The following is a 16,730-nucleotide window of genomic DNA, read 5'->3' on the forward strand; positions in this document are numbered from 1 at the left end:
ATATGAAATATAATATAAAGAATTTTTTTACTAGCGGACATAAATTTAGTGAATTTGAACTTAATTTGAAATACAGGTACCAAATTATAAATATAGGACTTATTATCTCAGCTGTTATATTTATTTATGCAATCATTGTAAATATTATAAGAGATATCAAAGTTTTTATTCCCATTGAGGGAGGAATGCTTTTTATTGTCTTTATATTAATGTTTTTATTGAGAAAATATCGTTTTATGATTAAGTATGTTGCTGTAATTATGACTGCTCAATTTTTATTTTTGTTTTTATACCTTATTTATTATGGATATCCAGATGACTTAAAACATATATGGGTTATTGTGTTTCCAGCCATTTTATTATATTTTCAACCTTCAAAAAGAATATTTTGTTGGTTGTTTGCAATGATTTTCTTAATTCTTATGGCACCTTTGCAGACAATAATAGAAGTGCAGTATAGTATGTATCAGGTTTCATATATAGTTTTTGTTTTGGTTATTGAAAGTGTATTGATTCATTTTTACCAACTTAAAATGGATGAATCACAAAAACTTATTTTAGAGCAACAAAAGATGCTTTTGGATTTTAACTCTGAACTTGAGAAGCAGGTGAAAGAAAAAACCTCTGAATTAACAGAACTCAATGAATCACTTGAGAAAAAAGTTGCACACAAACTAGAAGAGTTAACAAAAAAAGATAAAATTTTAGAGACACAGTCCAAACAGGCAGTTATGGGTGAAATGATAAGTATGATAGCTCATCAATGGAGACAGCCGCTCTCAACAATTACTCTTCAAATAGCAAATTTACAGCTTGATAAATTATTAGGAAAAGAGGTAAGTAGTGAAGATACTGACGGAGCTTTAAGTAACATTAGTGACACAATAGTATATTTGTCAGAAACAATAGACGATTTTTTAACATATTTTAATAATGATAAAGAGTTGGTTGAGGTGGAAGTCCATGAACTACTTCAAAAAGCACTTAATTTTGCTATGCCTAGAGTTAAAGGTAAAGGTATTGAAATAGTTATAGACAAAAAAGCTGATATATATATAAAAACATATATAAATGAGTTTATTCAAGTTGTGTTAAATATTTTAAACAATGCTATTGATGCTGTTGATGAATCTAAAAATGACAAGCCATATATTAATATCAGCATTAAGAGTAAGGACGATTTTATTTTACTTGATATCTCAGATAATGCAGGTGGTATCAGTAGTGAAAATATACCAAATCTCTTTGAACCGTATTTTAGCACTAAAGGGAAGAACGGAACAGGTCTGGGCTTATATATGAGTCAGATGATTGTACAAAAGCAGTTTAACGGTAACATAGATGTGATAAGTTCTGAAAACGGTTCTACTTTTACTATAAAGGTTCCAAAAGATATATCTTAGTATGAAACTTTTGAAAAATCTGCTATTTTTTATCTATTCATTGGCTCTACATGTAGAGTTGATGTTTGTTTTTTCATTAAATTTTTATCTCTTGTACTTTATCAATCTTTTTATTGTTATGTATTTGCTAAATTTTAAATTTAGTGACTTTTCGTCAGAATTGTTTTGGCTATACTCATACACAATTTTACTACTAATTAATCAAGATTTATATGATGAGAATACTTTTGATTTTTATCTTTGGCTTGATATTGTAGATAAAGTACCTTTTATAAGTAGCGAAGTGATGTATTCTTTAATTATAGTTCATTTATTACTTTTCACTAATTTAAAAAAGTTTGAGAATGTTTGGGATATAATAGATAAAAAATTATTTAGGATTTGAGATATGTATATAGAAGATTTAAAGTTTTCGCTCTGGGCTGATTTTATAGAGAGAGATTATTTAGATAATGAATTTAAAGATTTAATAAATAGCGGAACTATCAATGGTGCAACTTCTAATCCTGCAATATTTAAAAATGCTATTTTAAATTCACCTGCATATAAAGAGCAGTTGTCAACTCTAACCTCTTTAACTCCAAAAGAGAAGTATGAAGCAGTAGCAATATATGATATACAAAAAGCAGCAGATATCCTTAAGCCTCTTTATGATGTTGGAGATGATGGCTATGTAAGTATAGAAGTTGACCCTTTTCTTTGTGATGATTCAGATGCAACAATTAAAGAAGGAAAGCGCCTTTTTGCAGAGATAAATCGTAAAAATGTGATGATTAAAGTGCCTGCTACTGAGGCAGGCTACCCCGCCATGCAAGAGCTTACATCTTGTGGTATTCCAGTTAACGCAACTCTTATATTTAAAAAAGAACAAGCTATATCTTGTGCAAAGGCTTTTGAAGCAGGAGTTGCAAATAATGGAAATAAAGTTGACACTGTTATAAGTGTTTTTGTAAGTCGCGTGGATAGAGCATTGGATGAAGAGCTTGCAAAAAATGGCGTTGAAGTTGCACTTAGTGGAATATATAACAGTGCTGATATTTATACAGAGGTTCAGAGTATGAATGTTAGTGGATGCAGAACACTCTTTGCAAGCACAGGGGTAAAAGATGATTCACTACCAGCTCATTACTATATAGAAAAGCTTTTAGCACACAACAGTGTTAATACAGCGCCTATCGACACCATAAAAGCATTTGCAGAAAATGGCGGTAGTAAAAGTGCTCTTCCACTTTCACCTGTGATTATAAATGAGCATTTTAAAAATATAGAGAGTTTAGGAATTGACTTTAATGGAGTTTTAGATAAACAGATAGCTGATGGATTAGAGCAATTTAAAGATGCATTTAAAGAGATATTGGAGTCATTATGAGTGAAAATAAAAATGAAGTAGATATTAGTCAATTAACGTTTGAACAGTTAAAAAAGATAAGAGCTTATCTTAAAAAGCTTATTGATAATGGTGGAAGTGATTTACATGTAAAGGCCAATGGAGTTATTCGCGCAAGAATTAATGGAAAGATTGTCCAGTTCTCTGGAAGTATATTTACATACGAAGAGGCTATGACGCTTGCTAAAGAGATTCTAAGAGGCAGATATGCAGAATTTGTTGAGAACAAAGAGGTGGATTTAGTATATCAATTTGATGAGCATAATCGTTTTCGTGTAAATATTTTCTTTCAGATGGATGGACCATCAGCGGTCTTCCGTGTTATTCCAATGAAAATACCTAACTTTGATGATATGGGTTATCCAGAAATTGTAAGAACTCTTACCGATGAGGGAAGAGGGATGGTTTTGGTTACCGGAGCAACAGGTAGTGGAAAATCAACAACTCTCGCAGCGATGATAAATGAGATTAACACTAAAGAGCAGCAACATATTATAACTATTGAAGACCCTATTGAATTTGTCCATAAAGATAGGGGGTGTATAATTAATCAGCGCTCTGTAGGTCAAGACACTCTCTCTTTCGATAGAGCACTAAGAGCTGCTCTTCGTGAAGACCCTGATATTATTCTTGTTGGGGAGATGCGTGACCGTGAGACTGTGGAGCTTGCTCTTCATGCTGCTGATACAGGTCACCTAGTGTTCTCAACACTACACACAATTGATGCAAAAGAGACTATTAACCGTATTATTGCAATGTTTCCAACTGACGAACAAAATCGTGTTAGGCTCTCTTTATCAGGAGTTCTAAAAGGTATTGTATCACAAAGGCTAATTCCAACTATAGACAATAAGCGAGTCGCTGCTATGGAAATTTTAGTTAAAACTCCGATGATAGAAAAACTAATAGTTGAAAACCGTGATTATGAGATAAAAGATGCAATAGAAAAAGGTCGTGAACATTATGGGTCACAAAGTTTTGATCAGCATATTTTAGATATATATAATGAAGGAATAATTACAAAAGAAAAAGCGAAAGATTATGCAACAAGCGCATCTGATTTAGAACTTAGAATGAGTGGGCTAAATAGTGGAAAAGCTACTGGAACTAATCCTAATGATGAAGGAAAAGCAAGAGCTTATAACGAAGATATATTTGATTTAAAATAATTTAACAGAATCTAAAGTTTAAAGAGGTATAATTCCAAATATTTTTATTAAGGATTTGATATGTTAGAAGGCACTATTAGAGAGAGTATTGGCAAAAAAGGCACGAAAGCGCTTCGCCGCGATGGATATCTAATTGCAAACATTTACGGAAAAGGGCTTGAAAATATTCACGCTGCATTCAAAATGAATGAATATGTCCGTACAGTTCGCAACAAAGAGACTTTAGCATTTCCAGTGAGTATAGATGGAAAAGAGATAAATGTTGTAGTACAATCGTACGAAGCACATCCATTAACATCTTTACTTTTACACGTAGATTTAATGGTGGCACAGCCAGGTGTTGTAACTCACTACCACGTACCAGTTGTACCACAAGGTGAAGCGTTTGGTCTTAAAAACAAAGGTCTTGTTAATGTTTCAAAACCTCGTTTAAGAGTTAAAGCTGCAATCGAGAATGTTCCAAACAGCATTACTGTTGATGTGACTCCAATGGATGTTGGCGATTCTAGACTTATTCGTGATTTAGCTATAATTGATAACGTTAAATTTACTGATTCAGATCGCGTAGCTGTAGTAAGTATAATTAAAGCTAAGTAAAATGCTTATAGTCGGACTGGGTAATCCTGGCCCGAACTATGAACAAACTCGCCATAATATTGGGTTTATGGTTATTGATGAACTAGTCTCTCGCATGAATGCAAATAAATTCTCCAGCAACACTTCATTTAACGGTGAACTTTTCAAATTTTCAAATCATTTTTTATTAAAACCACTTACTTTTATGAATCTCTCCGGTAACTCCATAGCTGCAGTTAAAAAATTTTATAAAATTGAAGATGTTGTTGTAATACATGATGATTTAGATTTACCATTTGGTACAATAAGATTTAAAAAAGGTGGCGGGCATGGTGGACATAATGGACTCAAGTCTACCGACGAGAAAATATCTCGTGAATATATTAGAGTTAGAATGGGTATAGGAAAACCAGAGCATAAAGGTGAAGTTTCCTCTTATGTTTTAAGTGATTTTAATTCAAAAGAGAAGGATCATATTAGTGAATGGATCTCTTTTGCATGCGAGGCAGTTGAATGTTTACTGCAAAATTCACTTGAAGATGTTAGCTCTAAATATACAATTAAAAAATTTCAGCTAAAATAACAATAAAATAAGTTTCTCGCCAATAGGCGTAGCTTTAGTAAGTGAATACAAGCTGGACTTTGTTCAGATGATATGAGAAGGATAAGTATGTTAGCTTTTAAATATATATCTTTTCATTACATAAAATATTTTGCAATTATTTTATTAGCGCTTATACTGTTTTTAGTTGGATTTGATTATATGGGCAGTGTGGATAAGTTAAATATATCTGCAAACTTACTCCTTATTTATTTAGTGTATAAGGCTTTTTATGCCATAGATTTACTTCTTCCTCTTTCACTTATATTTGCCATGATATCTACAAAAATGTTATTAATTCGCTCAAATTCATTGGTGTCTTTTTATTCTCTAGGTTACTCAAGAATTGATATTCTAAAACCTTTTGTTGTTGTCTCAACATTAATTATAGTAGCTTTTATCTCTATTCACGCTGTTTCAAATTTCGCAAGAGCAAATGAATTTGCAAATAATATTCGTAAAAATGCACAATATTTGAGTCCTACGAGAGATCTGTTTTTTACATATAAAGATAAATTTATATATTTTTCAAAGATGCTACCACTGCAAGAAAGTGCCGAAGGTATAAGAGTTTTTAGTTTTAATAACAACTCTTTAAAAGAGGTTCTAGTTGCTTCAAAGGCTATGTATAGAGATAAATTTTGGAATATCGATAAAGCAGATGTTATTACAAAGCCTGACAATGTAAACTTTGATTCACTAGGCATTAAAGTGACAGAGAGTGAAAATTTAAAAATCCTTAAAGGGTTCCGCCCTAAAATGTTAGACCAAGTTTATGAAGGCAAGGTTAACTTTACAATAAAAGACGCTATTGATGCATATATGCTCTTGAGGAGTCAAAATATCAATACTGATGTTATCAAAAGCGTGATTTATAAAATTTTTATTTATCCATTTTTTGTACCTTGTTTAATTGTAATAATTTTCTTTTTTGTTCCAATAAGTGTAAGGTTTTTAAATGTATCAATATTTAGTTTTGCAGCAATAATAGCATCACTTATGGTATGGGCAATTCTTTTTACGCTAAGTGAATTATCAAACCATAAAACTATTCCAGGTGAAATTGGTATAATTGCCCCTATTGTTATTCTCTTTTTTGTATCTATGCGGCAGTGGAAAAAGTACAGTTTATCTACATAGATAACAAAATTATAAGTAGTTTTTAGATAAAATAACTTAAAAATTTTTTGGGACTTTCATGATAAATTTTAAAGAGTTAGCAAACGAGCATAAGACACCACTTTATATATATGATTTAGACTATATGACTAAGCAGTATGGGGATTTAAAAGACGCTTTTAAGGGTAGAAAATCAATTATGGCATATGCTGTAAAATCAAACTCAAACCTTAGTATAGTTAAGCACTTCGCAGATTTAGGAAGTGGAGCAGATTGTGTATCCATTGGTGAAGTTCGCCGTGCATTTCTAGCCGGAGTACCTGCTTATAAAATTATTTTTTCTGGTGTTGGAAAGAGCGATGATGAGATTCGTGAAGCTATAGAAAAAGACATTCTTTATATAAATGTTGAGAGTGAAGCTGAACTTGGCCGTGTAGAACTTATTGCAAAAGAGTTAAACTCTACATCTAGAATCAGCATAAGAGTAAACCCTAATATTGACCCGCAAACTCACCCATATATATCAACAGGACTGCATGATAACAAGTTTGGTGTTGAGCTTGACACAGCAAAAAGAATGTATATTCGTGCAAACAACTCTCAATATCTAGACCCTGTTGGGATTCATTTTCACATAGGATCTCAGCTTACAGAACTTAAACCAATTTATGAGTCTGCTGAAATTGTAGCTGATTTAGTTCGTTCTTTGTCAAATATAAAAATTGAGTTAAAGTTTTTTGATATTGGTGGAGGACTTGGCGTAAAATATGATGATGAAATTACAATAGCTCCTTATGACTATGCGCAAGCAATATTAGGAACATTAAAAGGCTTGGATTTAACAGTAATCTGTGAACCAGGTAGATTTTTAACAGCAAATGCTGGATACTTTTTAACCAAAGTTTTATATGAAAAACAAAATGGAGCAAAAAGATTTGTTGTAGTTGATGGTGCTATGAATGACCTTCTTCGTCCAAGTCTTTATAATGCTTACCACAAAATAGAAGTGATTACGGATAGTGAATCAGAGCTAAGTAAGGCCGATGTTGTCGGCCCAGTTTGTGAGAGCGGTGACTTCTTCGCAAAAGATTATCAGCTACCAGTTTTAGAGCATAATGATCTATTGGTTGTTCATAGCGCTGGGGCTTACGGCTTTGGCATGGGCAGTAACTATAACACAAGAGGCAGAAGTGCTGAGGTTGCATTAGAAGACGGTAAAGCAAGACTCATACGTAAACGTGAAAACTTTGAAGATTTAATAGCTTTAGAGAAAGATCTTTTGGTTTAAGTATAAGAATGATATATCTTGCCAGCGGCAAAGCTGAATATAATATGGACGGCTTCATATTATATGAGATAAGGGGACAGATTTGTATTTTATAGATGTTCAGGGAACTTTGATTAGTGATACAGATAAATCTCCAATACGCGGAAGTATAGAGTTTATAGAGATGTTAAATAAAAAAAAAATTCCATACATGATTCTTACAAATAATACAAAAAAAGATTCTAGAGATTTTTATGCGTTTTTACAATCAATAGGTTTTAGTTTTGAGTTTTCTAAGTACATTGATCCATTAATGCTTTTAGATGCCCGTGTAAAAAGGGAAGCCGTTGCTGCTTATGGGACAAAGGAATTTTTAGAGACATTGGCTATAAAGGGGTATTCACTTAATTATGAAAATCCAAAGACTGTTTTACTCTCAATAAAAGATGATTTCACAGCTGATGAGTATGCACAGATTATAGATTTTTTATTAAGTGGAGCCTCTTTGGTCGGAATGCATGAAACGTCAATATATGCTAAGAACAACAAAAGGTATCCAGGTGTTGGAGCTATTTTAAAGATGCTTGAGTTTGCTACATCGGTAAGTTATGAGGTTGTTGGAAAACCAAGTGAGTCTTTTTATAAAGAGGCTTTAAAAATGATGCATATACAAGATGATAGTGCTGAATTTGGTGACATAACTATCATCAGCGATGATGTTAAAGGTGATCTTGGTGGAGCTAAAGAGATGGGAATGAAAACTATATTTGTTACAAGTGGAAAATATAAAACAGCAGATGAAATAATTCCATTTTTAGAGCCAGCACTAAGGCCAGACTCTGTTTATGCTGATATGCAAGAAATTTTGGAACACAAGAATATGGAGATAGTATGAAAACTTTAGATGAATGTCGGGTTGTTATTGATTCTATTGATGATGAGATATTAGAACTTCTTAACAAAAGAATGAAAGTTGTTGAGCGTGTAGGTGAGATAAAAAATGATACAGGCGGAGCTATTTACAGACCTGAACGTGAAAAGGCAATTATTGAGAGATTGTCAGAAAAAAGTGTCAAGAGCGGAGGGCTTTTAAACAAGAATGCAATTGAAGCAATATTTTTAGAAGTTTTTGCAGTTTCTAGAAATTTAGAACTTCCGGAGAGAATTGCATATTTGGGACCAGAAGGAAGTTTTACTCACCAAGCAGCGGAGAGCCGATTCGGTGCTATGAGTGACTACCTCTCTCTAGGCTCTATTTATTCAGTATTTAAGACACTTGAATCAAAGAGAGCTAAGTTTGGTGTTGTGCCTATTGAAAATTCAAGAGATGGAATAGTTGGTGAGACACTAGACTTGCTTGCAAAAAGTTCTGTAAAAATTGTATCCGAGCTGTATATGCCAATTCATATGTCATTTGCAACAAAAGCGAGAAGCCTTGAGGATATCAAAAAAATATACTCAAAAGATAAGGGTTTTGGGCAGTGTAGAGAATTTCTTCAAGAGCATGGCTTTGCGAATATAGAGCTTATTCCAGTTGAATCAACAGCTAAGGCAGCAATACTCGCAGCAGAAGATGAAAACTCTGCTGCAATATGCAGTCATATTGCAGCAAAACTATATGGTGTTCCAACAATGTTTGATGATATTGAGGATGACATAGGCTCGCAAACAAGATTTGTAATACTCAGTGACTTTAAAAATGCAATAAGCTCTGAGGACAAGACTTCAATCTTAGTTAGACTAAAAGATGGTATAAAAGCTGGTTCACTTGTACATTTTTTACAAGATTTTGATGAAAAAAATATAAATCTATCTAAAATTGAGTCTAGACCATCGAAGGATGAAGGTGGCTTTGGTTATTGGTTTTTTATAGATTTTTATGGGCATATTGATGATGATGATATTCAGAGTGTATTGCAAAAACACGATGGAGAAGTGACTTGGTTAGGTAGTTATACAAAAGGTGATGGCATTGAAATTTAATAAAAATCTAGAAAGCATAAGAACATATGAGGCTGGAAAGCCGATAGAGTTGGTAGTTCGCGAGTTTGGAATAGAAGCTAAAGACGTTGTTAAACTTGCTTCTAATGAGAATCCTTATGGGTGTTCAACTAAAGTACAAAAGGCCGTAGGTGACATATTGTCAAATATGGCTCTTTATCCTGATGATTCAATGACAAAATTAAAGAATGCAATAAGTTCAAGATTTGATGTTGAAGTCAGTAATGTGATTATAGGCTCAGGGAGCGATCAGGTAATAGAGTTTTTGATGCATGCAAAAGCAAATTCAAGCTCTAAAATCTTAGTCAACAGTGTAACTTTTGCAATGTATGAAATATATGCAAAACATGTTGGTGCTAAGATAATAAAAACAGCTTCTCAAAAACATGATTTGAATGAGTTTTATGATATTTATAAAGAACAAAAACCAGAAATTATATTTTTGTGTACACCAAATAATCCAACTGGCGATGCGATTGACAGAGATGAACTGTTTAAGTTTATTGCAAAAATAGATAGTGATACATTAGTTGTAGTTGATGGTGCTTATATGGAGTATGCTATTGCTAAGGATAGTTCAAAAGAAATTGTAGTAAAAGAGCTTATTGAGCAGTTCAGTAATGTGATATACCTTGGTACTTTCTCTAAGGCTTATGGTCTTGGCGGAATGAGAGTTGGTTACGGGATAGCAGACGCAAAAATAATAGAAGAGTTGTATAAACTCAGACCACCATTTAATATTACAACCCTCTCCCTTGAAGCTGCTAGCGTAGCACTTATTGATGAAGAGTTTGTGCAAAAAAGTATAACTCTTAATTTTGAGCAGATGAAACGCTATGAAGAGTTTGCTTTAGAGCAAAAAATAGATATAATAAACAGTTATACAAATTTTGTAACTTTATGTCTAAATAATAATCAAAACTCCACAGAAATATCAAACTCTCTTTTACAAAAAGGGATGATAGTTAGAAATTTAAGTGGTTACGGGATGAATGCAATAAGAGTTACTGTTGGAACTGCAGATCAAAATAGTCGTTTTTTTGAATTGCTAAAACAGTGTCTATAATTTTTAAAATGGGAAGTTGATGGATTTTAAAGTACTTTTTTCACAGTTGGTTGTTCTTTATGCTAAGCTGACTAACCAGCAAAAGATTATCATTGCTTCTGCTATTATAGGGATAGTTTCATTTTTGATTTTTATGGTTGTTTATACAGCTAAAAAAGATGAAAACAATAAATATGAAGTTCTTTTTGATTCTTTAAGTTCAGAAGAAGCAGCTAAAGTTGTTGAACAGTTAGAAAAAGACAATATACCTTACCAGCTATTAGATAAAAATGTTATCAAAGTTCCTAAAAATGTAGTCTACAAAGAGCGAATTGCAATTGCTTCGCTTGGAATACCCAAAAATACCGGAGTTGGTTTTGAACTTTTTGATACTCAGGAATTTGGTGCAACTTCATTTGATCAAAATATTAAATTTCTCCGCGCAATTGAGGGGGAGCTATCTAGAACAATCAATGCACTAGCTCCTATTGAATCTGCAAGTGTTAGTTTAGCTTTACCAAAAGAGACACTTTTTGTATCTAAGCAGGTAGAGCCTACTGCCTCGATAATGATTAGTATGGTCGAAGGACGCAGATTGTCTTCTAAACAAATAAGAGGAATAAAAAATCTAGTAGCTGCCGCTGTACCTAAGTTGACTCCTGCAAATGTAATGCTAATAGATAACGAGGGTGAAACCTTGGGGGATGAGGATGAGATGGCTCAGATGGGTGAACTCTCAGCGACTCAACAAAAATATAAAGCAAAAGAAGAGAAAAAAAATCAGAATAAAATAATAGATGTTATATCTCCTTTTGTGGGTGGAAATAAAAAAGTTGTAGCACAAGTAACAATTGAGTTTGATTTTTCAATACAAAGTTCTACTTCTGAGGTTTATGATCCAGAAAATGTTGTAAGAAGTGAACAAGTCAGTGAAGAAAAGAGGGAAGGGGCAACTCCAGCAGAAGTTGGGGGTGTTCCAGGAACTGTCAGCAATATAGGCCCAGTAGAGGGACTAAAAAGTAACAGAACTAATGAAAAATATGAGAAAAACTCAGGTACAACAAATTATGAAGTAGGAAAAACTGTTTCAACAACAAAGAGTCAGTTTGCTCGTATAAAAAGAATTACAGCAGCTGTTATGGTTGATGGAAAGTATAAGTTTAAAGCTGATGAAAACGGCAAACAAACAGAAGAATTGGAATATGAGGCACTCTCTGAGAGCGATTTGCAGGCACTTACTTCACTGGTGAGTCGCTCAATTGGAGTTGATGAAGACAGAGGCGATCAAATAACTGTAAAAAATTTACAATTCAAAAGAACTGCAGGAATAGTTGGGGAAGATGGAGTGAGTAAAGCTATGAAATTCTCTCAAACATACTTAACACCTTTTTCTGGAGTATTCAAGTATATGTTTGTACTGTTGATACTTTTAGTTGTATACAAAAAAGTTATTAGTCCGTTTGCAGGGAGAATGTTAGAGATTTCCAAAGAAGAGGATGATCATATTAAGCCTTTCTTGGATATTGATGATAGCGACGGTGAAGATTTAGTTGAAAAAGTTCAATCTATGCGTAAAAAAGTTGAAGATCAACTTGGTATAGGGGAGGGCTTTAGTGAGGATGCCCTAAAATATGAAGTTCTTCTTGATAAAATTAAATCAATGACTGAAGACTCGCCTGAACAGATAGCAATGCTCTTGCAGGCTCTTTTAACAGAAGAAGCTGACGGTATAGTTAGATAAATAAATAGGGGGTCGCATGAACTTAAGTCCATTACAGCAAGCAGCATTTGATGAGATGAGCATGGGAGAAAAAGCAGCTATTCTTTTAATGCAACTCGGAGAAGATTTAACAGCATCATTATTTGCACTTATGAACGTAGAATCGATAACAGAGATATCTAAGCATATCGCGGGTAATAGGACGGTTGACAAAGCTGTTGCAGCCGCAGTCCTCGAAGAGTTTCACGCGATAATACAGTCGGGTCAATTTATCACATCTGGCGGTATGGAATATGCTAGAGAACTTCTGTACAGGACTTTGGGTCCAGATGAGGCAAAAATAATTTTAGATAAGTTGTCAAAAAGCATGCAAGAGACCCAAAATTTCTCATATCTATCAAAAATTAAGCCTCAGCAACTTTCAGACTTTATCATAAATGAGCACCCGCAAACGATAGCCCTTATATTGGCTCATATGGATGCAACGCAAGCTGCTGACACTATTCAGTATTTTCCAGATGATTTACGTTCTGAAGTTGCTATGAGAATGGCAAAACTTGGAGACATATCCCCTTCTGTTATTAAAAGAGTCTCAGCAGTTCTTGAGTCTAAACTTGAATCACTTGCTTCTTACAAAGTAGAGGTTGGTGGACCTCGTGCTGTTGCAGATATCTTTAATCGTCTTGGTGCAAAAGCTTCTAAAGACACTCTCTCTAAAATTGAAGAGAGAGATGAAGAGATGTCAACACTTATTAAAGAGATGATGTTTACATTTGAAGATATAGTTACGCTTGATAAAAATGCTATTGTAGAGACACTTAAAACTATTGAAAAACCTGATTTAATGCTTGCTCTTAAAAGTGCTCCTGAAGATTTAAAAGAGAAATTCTTCTCTGCTATGAGTGAAAGAGCTAAGGCTGCATTTGATGAAGAGATGCAGTTTATGGGCTCAGTAAAGATGAAAGATGTTGAAGCAGCTCAGAGAAAAATTGTTGAGGTTGTTAACGGTTTAGCGGAAGCTGGAGCAATACAAATGGGCTCAAGTGAAGAGATGGTGGAATAGTTTTGGCACCGGTAATTAGTAATGAAAACAGAGGAAATCACACTGTTAGCAAGTATAGCTTTAAGGTACTGGCAGTTGGCTCGCATGAACCTCTAGATGATATATTTGAGTCTAGCTTAATACATGAAAAAAAAGATGAGTACACACACGAGGTGCACCCTGATAGAAGAGAGAGTGATATTGACGCTAGTGCTATGAGTCAAAGTTCTAAAGATTCATTAATTGAGTCACTAATGAAAAAAACTGATGAGATGTCATCTAACTTTATTAAACTTCAAATGAAGCTGGAAGATATGACTGATGAGCATAAAAAAGAGCTTATTAAAGTTGAAGAGGACTCTTTTGCTAATGGTGTAGAAGCTGGTAAAAAACTATCTTTAGAAGAGGGTGATAATAATATAACAGAGGCAATAAAGCAGTTTTCATCTTCTGTAGCCACTCTGGAGAGTACAGCAAAAGAGTTTGACTCTGCCTTAGAAGGAATAAAAAAAGAGCTGATAAGTGCAGCAATAGACATATCTAAAGAAGTTATAAATATAGAACTAAGTGAAAATTCAAACCATATAGCAACTGTACTATCAAACGAATTAATTAAAGAGTTGCAGAGTGCCTCAAAAATAAAGTTAAAAGTAAATCCAAAAGACCATGGTGCTTTATCGGAGAATCTTGGTTCAATGCAGCATGTAGAAATTGTATCCGACAGTGCTGTTAGTCAAGGTGGCGTAATAGCTATTAGTGACGCTGGCAATATTGATGCCGAGATATCAAAAAGATTTGAGCGTGTTAAAAGAGCTGCATTAAGTGAGTAAAGTAATAAAATGAATATAAAAGATAAAAGTATAATAGAGTTAGATAATATCTGTAAAGATATCAGGTCAGAGATTTTAAGAGTAGTAAGCAAAAATGGTGGGCATCTAAGTTCAACATTAGGTGCAACAGAGTTAATAGTAGCAATGCATAAAGTATTTGATTCAAAAAAAGATCCTTTTATTTTTGATGTCTCTCATCAATCATACGCACATAAACTTTTAACACAGAGATGGGAGGAGTTTGATACTCTTCGTCAGTTTAATGGATTATGCGGGTATACTAAACCAAGTGAGAGTGATGATGACTACTTTGTGGCTGGGCACAGCTCTACTTCAATATCTTTAGGGGTTGGAGCAGCCAAAGCCATCGCTCTAAAAGGTGAGCAAGACTCAAGGATTCCAGTTGTTATGATTGGTGATGGTTCTATGACGGCGGGTATGGTTTATGAGGCACTAAATGAGCTTGGTGATAGGAAATATCCAATGGTTATTATACTTAATGACAATGAGATGAGCATCGCTAAGCCTATAGGTGCAATAAGCAGAATGCTTAGTTCAGCAATGGCAAGCCCTTTTTATCAAAAGTTTAAGAAACATACTGAGAACTTTGTTGATAATTTTGGTGAGGCTGCTCACTATATGGCGAAGAAAGCAGAAGAATCTCTTAAGCTTATTACACCAGGTATAATGTTTGAAGAGATGGGAATTAATTATATAGGTCCGGTAGACGGGCATAATTTAACCCAACTAATAGAGATATTTGAAAAAGCTAAAGAGTTGAAAAGACCTGTAATTATTCATGCTCAAACTGTAAAAGGTAAGGGGTATGATATTGCAGAAGGACAAGAAGAGAAGTGGCACGGTGTCGGTCCTTTTGATTTAGATAGTGGAAATTCATCTAAAAAAAGTGGTGCAAAAAGTGCAACTCAAATCTATACAGAAGCTTTGCTTCATCTTGCAAAACACAATGATAAAATAGTAGGTGCAACTGCTGCAATGCCTAGTGGAACAGGTTTGAGCGAACTTATGGAGACTTACCCAGATAGATTTTGGGATGTAGCAATTGCAGAGCAGCATGCCGTAACAAGTATGGCTGCACTCGCAAAAGAGGGCTTTAAACCATTTTGTACAATTTACTCAACATTTTTACAACGTGGGTATGATCAGGTAATTCACGATACATGTCTAATGGACTTACCGGTTGTCTTCGCCCTTGATCGTGCTGGAATTGTTGGTGAAGACGGGGAGACACATCAGGGTGTTTTTGATATTAGTTTTTTAAGAGCTGTTCCGAATATGACACTTTTTGCCCCAAGAGATGAGAAGTCTATGCATCAGGCACTTGCTTTTGCTTCAGAGTATAATCACCCCTGTTCTGTGCGCTACCCAAGAGGTTCTTTTACTGAGACAGGTTTAGCTGAATCAATACCTTTTGAATTGGCAAAATCCCAACTTCTTCGCTCAAATAGTAGTGACATACTTTTTATCGGTTATGGAAACGGCGTTGGACGTGCTTATGAGACAGCTGAATTCTTAGAAAGTGATGTTGGTATTTTGGACTTGCGTTTTGTAAAACCGCTAGATGAAGAGATGCTTAGCGATATGTCCAAAAAACATAAAAAGTGGTTTGTGTTTAGCGATAGTGCCAAAATGGGTGGAGTCGGTTCTGCAATTTTAGAGTTTTTAGCTAAAGAGAAGATTCTACATGTAGAGGTTGAAAGCTTCGAATATGAAGACAATTTCATCACCCATGGAAATACAAAGTTAGTAGAAGAGTCTTTAGGACTATTGCCGAAGCAGTTAGCTAAGAGAGTTGAAGAGTTACTTTAGTTCAATGACACCGGCAAATCTTCCAGTATTAGAATCAGCTCTGTAAGAAAAATATTTATCTGAGTTGCATTTTGTGCACTCTGTAGAAATTTCAATATTTTCTTTTTTAATCCCACATGCCAAAAATTGTTTTTTTAAAATTTTGCTTATATCAAGATAAAAACTGTTATCTTTTCTCTCAATTGCATACTCTAAGTTAAGCTTTTTGGCTTCATAATAAACTTCAGTGCCAACTTCATAGCAACAAGAGCCTATGCTGGCTCCAACACTTACATGTATATTTGTTACTTCACTTTTAAACTCATCTGTAAATGAGTAAATCACATTTTTAACTATATTTTTAAAAGCTCCGGCACGTCCAGCATGTGCTACTGCTATCACTCTTTGTTTGTCATCATAAAAAAGAATGGGGCTGCAATCTGCTACCATAACCATAAGAGGAGTGCTTAATCTGTCGGTTATTATGGCATCACATGTAGGGGGATTTATAAAGTTATCATTTTCATTTACTATATGTACAATATCAGAGTGAATTTGTTTCATATGAATAAGTGAGTTTAGACTGTAGCTTAACTCTTTTGCTAAAATATCATGATTTGCTCTTACATGTAGAATATTATCATTCACATGAAAGGCTAAATTCCCACTCTCTCTTAATGTAAAAACGTGAGTAATATTTGAAAAGTTATTTAATAAGTTACTTTGATAAAATTGCATATAATAATTATAACAAAATAAAA

At 34.0% G+C, this 16,730-nt stretch carries 16 protein-coding genes; 15 read left to right on the top strand and 1 reads right to left on the bottom strand.

Annotated features, from left to right (window positions below):
• Window positions 1-2 precede the first annotated feature (2 nt).
• The 15 genes from HUE87_RS02150 (at window position 3) to dxs (ending at window position 15,990) form a co-directional block, all read left to right on the top strand.
• Window positions 3-1,403, top strand: coding sequence for a sensor histidine kinase (locus HUE87_RS02150; RefSeq protein ID WP_194367107.1), 1,401 nt, complete (start codon window positions 3-5; stop codon window positions 1,401-1,403).
• A 1-nt stretch (window position 1,404) separates the two neighbouring features.
• Window positions 1,405-1,788, top strand: a complete 384-nt coding sequence (locus HUE87_RS02155) for a hypothetical protein (RefSeq protein WP_194367108.1) — start codon at window positions 1,405-1,407, stop codon at window positions 1,786-1,788.
• A 3-nt stretch (window positions 1,789-1,791) separates the two neighbouring features.
• The gene (locus HUE87_RS02160) at window positions 1,792-2,772 is read left to right on the top strand and encodes a transaldolase (protein ID WP_194367109.1); all 981 of its coding nucleotides are present in this window, start codon (window positions 1,792-1,794) and stop codon (window positions 2,770-2,772) included.
• Window positions 2,769-3,959 carry a type IV pilus twitching motility protein PilT gene (locus HUE87_RS02165; RefSeq protein WP_194367110.1) on the top strand — a complete coding sequence of 397 codons (1,191 nt, stop codon included), beginning with the start codon at window positions 2,769-2,771 and terminating at the stop codon, window positions 3,957-3,959. The genes HUE87_RS02160 and HUE87_RS02165 overlap by 4 nt, the downstream gene beginning before the upstream one ends.
• Window positions 3,960-4,019: 60 nt before the next feature.
• Complete coding sequence (locus HUE87_RS02170; RefSeq protein WP_194367111.1) at window positions 4,020-4,556, top strand: 50S ribosomal protein L25/general stress protein Ctc; 537 nt, start codon at window positions 4,020-4,022, stop codon at window positions 4,554-4,556.
• 1 nt (window position 4,557) lies between these two features.
• Window positions 4,558-5,118 carry an aminoacyl-tRNA hydrolase gene (gene pth / locus HUE87_RS02175; protein WP_194367112.1) on the top strand — a complete coding sequence of 187 codons (561 nt, stop codon included), beginning with the start codon at window positions 4,558-4,560 and terminating at the stop codon, window positions 5,116-5,118.
• Window positions 5,119-5,205: 87 nt separating this feature from the next.
• Window positions 5,206-6,276: an LptF/LptG family permease gene (locus HUE87_RS02180; RefSeq protein WP_194367113.1), complete on the top strand. Its 1,071-nt coding sequence runs from the start codon at window positions 5,206-5,208 to the stop codon at window positions 6,274-6,276.
• 58 nt (window positions 6,277-6,334) lie between these two features.
• A complete protein-coding gene (gene lysA / locus HUE87_RS02185; RefSeq protein WP_194367114.1) occupies window positions 6,335-7,543 on the top strand; it encodes a diaminopimelate decarboxylase in 1,209 nt (402 codons plus the stop codon).
• An 82-nt stretch (window positions 7,544-7,625) separates the two neighbouring features.
• Entirely contained in the window at window positions 7,626-8,417 is a 792-nt protein-coding gene (locus tag HUE87_RS02190) for an HAD-IIA family hydrolase (protein ID WP_194367115.1), read from the top strand.
• On the top strand, window positions 8,414-9,505 hold the full coding sequence (gene pheA / locus HUE87_RS02195; RefSeq protein ID WP_194367116.1) for a prephenate dehydratase: 1,092 nt from the start codon (window positions 8,414-8,416) through the stop codon (window positions 9,503-9,505). Before HUE87_RS02190 ends, pheA begins: the two co-directional genes overlap by 4 nt.
• Entirely contained in the window at window positions 9,495-10,589 is a 1,095-nt protein-coding gene (gene hisC, locus HUE87_RS02200) for a histidinol-phosphate transaminase (RefSeq protein ID WP_194367117.1), read from the top strand. Before pheA ends, hisC begins: the two co-directional genes overlap by 11 nt.
• 19 nt (window positions 10,590-10,608) lie before the next feature.
• The gene (fliF, locus tag HUE87_RS02205) at window positions 10,609-12,309 is read left to right on the top strand and encodes a flagellar basal-body MS-ring/collar protein FliF (protein ID WP_194367118.1); all 1,701 of its coding nucleotides are present in this window, start codon (window positions 10,609-10,611) and stop codon (window positions 12,307-12,309) included.
• Between the two features lie 16 nt (window positions 12,310-12,325).
• A complete protein-coding gene (gene fliG, locus HUE87_RS02210) occupies window positions 12,326-13,351 on the top strand; it encodes a flagellar motor switch protein FliG (RefSeq protein ID WP_194367119.1) in 1,026 nt (341 codons plus the stop codon).
• A gap of 2 nt (window positions 13,352-13,353) precedes the next feature.
• The gene (gene fliH / locus HUE87_RS02215) at window positions 13,354-14,160 is read left to right on the top strand and encodes a flagellar assembly protein FliH (protein WP_194367120.1); all 807 of its coding nucleotides are present in this window, start codon (window positions 13,354-13,356) and stop codon (window positions 14,158-14,160) included.
• Between the two features lie 9 nt (window positions 14,161-14,169).
• Window positions 14,170-15,990: a 1-deoxy-D-xylulose-5-phosphate synthase gene (gene dxs, locus HUE87_RS02220; RefSeq protein ID WP_194367121.1), complete on the top strand. Its 1,821-nt coding sequence runs from the start codon at window positions 14,170-14,172 to the stop codon at window positions 15,988-15,990.
• Here the strand turns inward: dxs and pgeF are convergent.
• Complete coding sequence (gene pgeF / locus HUE87_RS02225; protein ID WP_194367122.1) at window positions 15,982-16,707, bottom strand: peptidoglycan editing factor PgeF; 726 nt, start codon at window positions 16,705-16,707, stop codon at window positions 15,982-15,984. The genes dxs and pgeF overlap by 9 nt on opposite strands.
• Between the last annotated feature and the right edge of the window lie 23 nt (window positions 16,708-16,730).

Origin of the sequence: Candidatus Sulfurimonas marisnigri, from assembly GCF_015265475.1 — a bacterium.
In the GTDB taxonomy this organism is placed as follows: domain Bacteria; phylum Campylobacterota; class Campylobacteria; order Campylobacterales; family Sulfurimonadaceae; genus Sulfurimonas; species Sulfurimonas marisnigri.

Bases quoted from the DNA above. Each gene is read 5' to 3' on its own strand.
- HUE87_RS02150 (WP_194367107.1), top strand. From the start codon at position 3: ATGAAATATAATATAAAGAATTTTTTTACTAGCGGACATAAATTTAGT.
- HUE87_RS02155 (WP_194367108.1), top strand. From the start codon at position 1,405: ATGAAACTTTTGAAAAATCTGCTATTTTTTATCTATTCATTGGCTCTA.
- HUE87_RS02160 (WP_194367109.1), top strand. From the start codon at position 1,792: ATGTATATAGAAGATTTAAAGTTTTCGCTCTGGGCTGATTTTATAGAG.
- HUE87_RS02165 (WP_194367110.1), top strand. From the start codon at position 2,769: ATGAGTGAAAATAAAAATGAAGTAGATATTAGTCAATTAACGTTTGAA.
- HUE87_RS02170 (WP_194367111.1), top strand. From the start codon at position 4,020: ATGTTAGAAGGCACTATTAGAGAGAGTATTGGCAAAAAAGGCACGAAA.
- pth (WP_194367112.1), top strand. From the start codon at position 4,558: ATGCTTATAGTCGGACTGGGTAATCCTGGCCCGAACTATGAACAAACT.
- HUE87_RS02180 (WP_194367113.1), top strand. From the start codon at position 5,206: ATGTTAGCTTTTAAATATATATCTTTTCATTACATAAAATATTTTGCA.
- lysA (WP_194367114.1), top strand. From the start codon at position 6,335: ATGATAAATTTTAAAGAGTTAGCAAACGAGCATAAGACACCACTTTAT.
- pheA (WP_194367116.1), top strand. From the start codon at position 8,414: ATGAAAACTTTAGATGAATGTCGGGTTGTTATTGATTCTATTGATGAT.
- fliF (WP_194367118.1), top strand. From the start codon at position 10,609: ATGGATTTTAAAGTACTTTTTTCACAGTTGGTTGTTCTTTATGCTAAG.
- fliG (WP_194367119.1), top strand. From the start codon at position 12,326: ATGAACTTAAGTCCATTACAGCAAGCAGCATTTGATGAGATGAGCATG.
- dxs (WP_194367121.1), top strand. From the start codon at position 14,170: ATGAATATAAAAGATAAAAGTATAATAGAGTTAGATAATATCTGTAAA.
- pgeF (WP_194367122.1), bottom strand. From the start codon at position 16,707: ATGCAATTTTATCAAAGTAACTTATTAAATAACTTTTCAAATATTACT.